Raw genomic sequence first — 3,290 nt, 5'->3', positions numbered from 1 at the left:
GTGCACATGCACCGGGCGCCCCTTCCCCGTACCGCCTGCCTGCTTCCGTACCGCCTACTTGCTGACGGCGAAACGCATCAGCGCGTGCTCGTCACCCTGCTTGATCTTGCCGGTCGTGTTGATGACCTCGAGCTTCCAGGAGGCGCCGACACGGATCGCCTTGGCCACCGCGCAGCCGTTGTCGGACGTGAGCAGGCTCGGCCAGATGTCGGCGACCTGCTGGGTGCTGCCGCCCGTGGCGTCGTACACCTTGAAGCTGATGTTGCGCGCCTTGTTGAAGGCGCTGCCCTTCTTGTAGGCCGCGGCCACGAACACGATCGACGTGATCTGCTGCGGGATCCGCGAGAACTCGACGGTCACCGTCTCGTCGTCGCCCTCGCCCTTGCCCGTCTGGTTGTCGCCGCTGTGCACCAGCGAGCCGTTGCCCATCGGGTCGAGCGAGTCGAGGCCCGCGAGGCGCACCGGGTCGTTGCCCGACATCGCTATGGCGATGAGGTCCAGGTCGGTGCCCTGCTTGCGGCGCAGGGCGCCGAGGACCCCGCCGCTGCTCCCCGAAGTGGGGTCCCAGGACACCCCGATGGACAGGTGGGTCACACCGTCCAGGTCCGCCGGGCCGTCTTCCTTCGTGAGCGTGATCATGCGGGTTCCCCTCCGACTGTCTGGATCTCTACTGCGCAAAGTGTGCCTATACGAGACGGTTCCCGTCCACGCGCCGCAGACCGACACGCCCGATCCGGTGGCCCTTTCGTGCATCCGTTCCGTGTGTGACGGCGTCTCAACAGGCATGGATCGCATGGACATGGACAAGCGGCGCGGCGAGCCCGAGGGCTGCCTCGTCGCCGCGATCCGGCTGCCGGTGCGCATCGTGGCGCTCGTCGTCGTGGTGCCGGTGCGGCTGGTCTGGGACGCCCTCGTCGTGAGTGGCCGATTCCTGTACGAGAAGGCGCTCGTGCCGCTCGGCCGGGGCCTCGGCCTGCTGCTCGGCGCGGTCCTCGTGTGGCCGTTCGTGATGCTGGGCCGCGCCCTCGCCTGGCTGTGCCGCGTGCTCATCGCGATCCCCGCGCGGTGGCTGTACGCCCACGTCCTGACCCCGCTCGGCCACGGCCTGGTCTGGCTGACGCGGACGCTGATCGTGGTGCCGGCGGTGTGGATGTACTCACAGGTGCTGGTGCCGCTGGGGCGCGCGGTGCTGACGGGGCTGCGGTGGCTGGGGCTCGCGTTGTTCGTGTGGCCCTGGGTGGCGCTGTGGCGGTACGTGCTCACACCCCTCGGGCACGGCCTCGCCTGGCTGGGCCGCGTCCTGGTCGTGATCCCACTGGCCTGGCTGGGCCGCGTCCTGGTCGTGATCCCGCTGACCTGGCTGTGGACGTACGTCCTCGCACCCGTCGGACGGGCCCTCGCCCTTGCCGCGGCCGGACTCGGCCGCGGCCTCGCCACGCTGCTGCGCTGGGTGTTCGTCGTACCGCTCGTCGCCCTGTGGCGGTACGTCCTCGCGCCCCTCGGCCGCGCCCTGCGGATCGCCGGCCGGGAGACGTGGGACGCGCTCGTCATCGCCTGGCGGATCGCCGGCCGGATCTCCCGCGCCGTCGGCCGGTTCCTGGGACGCCTGCTGCGCTGGACCTTCGTCGAGCCCGCCCGCTGGACGTACCGCACCGTGCTCACCCCGCTGGGACACGCCGTACGTGATCACGTGTGGCGGCCGGCCGCGCGGATCGGCCGCGAGGTGCGGGCCAGTGTCCGGCAGGCCCGGGCCGAGGTGCGGCGCGCGCTGTTCGGCGCGCGGAAGCGTCCCGCGCACGCCACGGAGCCCCTGGTCGGGGACCGGCGGGAACCTCACAGCGCGCAGGCACGTACTCTTGGTAGTAGTACGACCCCTCTCACGAAGACCGACATTCACTAAGGACAGGGACACTGGGCAAGCGACAGCCCGTAGGCCCGCCGCCCGCACCCGCGGTGCAGCGCATCCGACTGCGCTACACCAAGCGCGGCCGCCTCCGGTTCACCAGCCACCGTGACTTCCAGCGCGCCTTCGAGCGTGCGCTGCGCCGTGCCGAGGTGCCCATGGCGTACTCGGCGGGGTTCACGCCGCACCCCAAGGTGTCGTACGCCAATGCCGCACCCACCGGCACGGGCAGTGAGGCCGAGTACCTGGAGATCGCGCTCACCGCGCAGCGCGACCCCGAGAAGCTCCGGCAGCTCCTCGACGAGTCGATGCCCGTGGGCCTCGACATCGTCGACGCCGTCGAGGCCCGCACCTCCGGCCTCGCCGACCGGCTCACCGCCTCCGTGTGGGAGCTGCGGCTCGACGGAGTGAGCGTGGAGGAGGCCGCACGGGCCGCCGAGACGTTCCGCGCCGCCGAGACCGTCGAGGTCCAGCGGCGTACGAAGAGCGGCATCCGGACGTTCGACTCCCGGTCCGCCGTCGTGAGCCTGGACGCCGTCGCCGCATCCGATGTTCCGGCTGATAGGCCCACCGACAAGGCCTGTGCGATACTGCGCCTGGTTGTTCGGCACGTGACGCCCGCCGTTCGACCCGACGACGTCCTGTCCGGTCTCCGCGCCGTGGCCGACCTGGCGCCGCCGGTCCCCGCTGCGGTGACCAGGCTGGCGCAGGGGCCTTTCGATGAAGAGACCGGCACGGTGACCGACCCGCTCGCGCCCGACCGCGAGGCAGACCAGGCCGCCCCACACACCGGGGCCGCGGATTCTGCCACCGCGACGGCGCCTGCCGTGGAAGGTTCCGCGTAAGGCGGTCGTCGTAGCGCCGCCCTCGTACTCGGGAGCCACCTGGGTCGGGCAGCGCACCCACCCAAGGACTTTCGCCAGGCCGGTACGTACATGGCGTACCGGAACCGGCGAGAACAGACAGAGAGCCCCCGTGCGGCGCCCGCGCCCCGGACCGGCGGCACCGCGATCGACACGGTCGCGTGAGCCGCGGACGTCACCGGTCATGGACCAGGCGCGGCGCCCGGGGGCCTGACGGGAGATCCACCCGCATGCCCGAGCCGACCGAACCCACCACCCCTGCCGCGGACAGCCCCAGCGACACCCTGCCCCCGCGCCGCCGGCGCCGGGCCGCGTCGCGCCCCGCGGGCCCGCCGCAGGCCGCAGCCGCCGTCGAGCCGGAGCTCGACAGCACCGAGGAGACCGTCGAGGAGGCCGAGGAGGCCGCCGCGGAGGCCCCGGTCGCCGAGACCCCCGCGCCGGACGCCGCGCCCGCCCGCCCGCGCCGCCGCGCCACCCGCCGCGCCTCCGCGCCCGCCGGTGCGCCGGCCGCCGCCGAGCAGGAG

4 protein-coding genes are annotated in these 3,290 nt (G+C 72.9%); 3 read left to right on the top strand and 1 reads right to left on the bottom strand.

The genetic code is table 11. From position 1 onward, the window contains the following. Nucleotides 1–54: 54 nt before the first annotated feature. Complete coding sequence (locus ACFW9D_RS38270; protein ID WP_188338963.1) at nucleotides 55–639, bottom strand: TerD family protein; 585 nt, start codon at nucleotides 637–639, stop codon at nucleotides 55–57. Nucleotides 640–784: 145 nt separating this feature from the next. Here ACFW9D_RS38270 and ACFW9D_RS38265 point away from each other — a divergent pair, with 145 nt between their 5' ends. From ACFW9D_RS38265 to ACFW9D_RS38255, 3 genes are all read left to right on the top strand, one after another. After that, on the top strand, nucleotides 785–1,900 hold the full coding sequence (locus ACFW9D_RS38265; protein ID WP_384630087.1) for a hypothetical protein: 1,116 nt from the start codon (nucleotides 785–787) through the stop codon (nucleotides 1,898–1,900). Between the two features lie 53 nt (nucleotides 1,901–1,953). After that, nucleotides 1,954–2,748: a TIGR03936 family radical SAM-associated protein gene (locus ACFW9D_RS38260; RefSeq protein ID WP_188338965.1), complete on the top strand. Its 795-nt coding sequence runs from the start codon at nucleotides 1,954–1,956 to the stop codon at nucleotides 2,746–2,748. Nucleotides 2,749–2,996: 248 nt separating this feature from the next. Further along, nucleotides 2,997–3,290, top strand: a 294-nt coding sequence (locus ACFW9D_RS38255; protein WP_384630085.1) for a hypothetical protein, incomplete at its 3' end; no start/stop codon positions are given.

This window comes from Streptomyces sp. NPDC059524 (assembly GCF_042749255.1).
Lineage (GTDB): Bacteria > Actinomycetota > Actinomycetes > Streptomycetales > Streptomycetaceae > Streptomyces > Streptomyces xanthii.
Note: the sequence above shows the minus strand (reverse complement) of the source record. Positions and strands in the feature narration are given on the sequence as shown.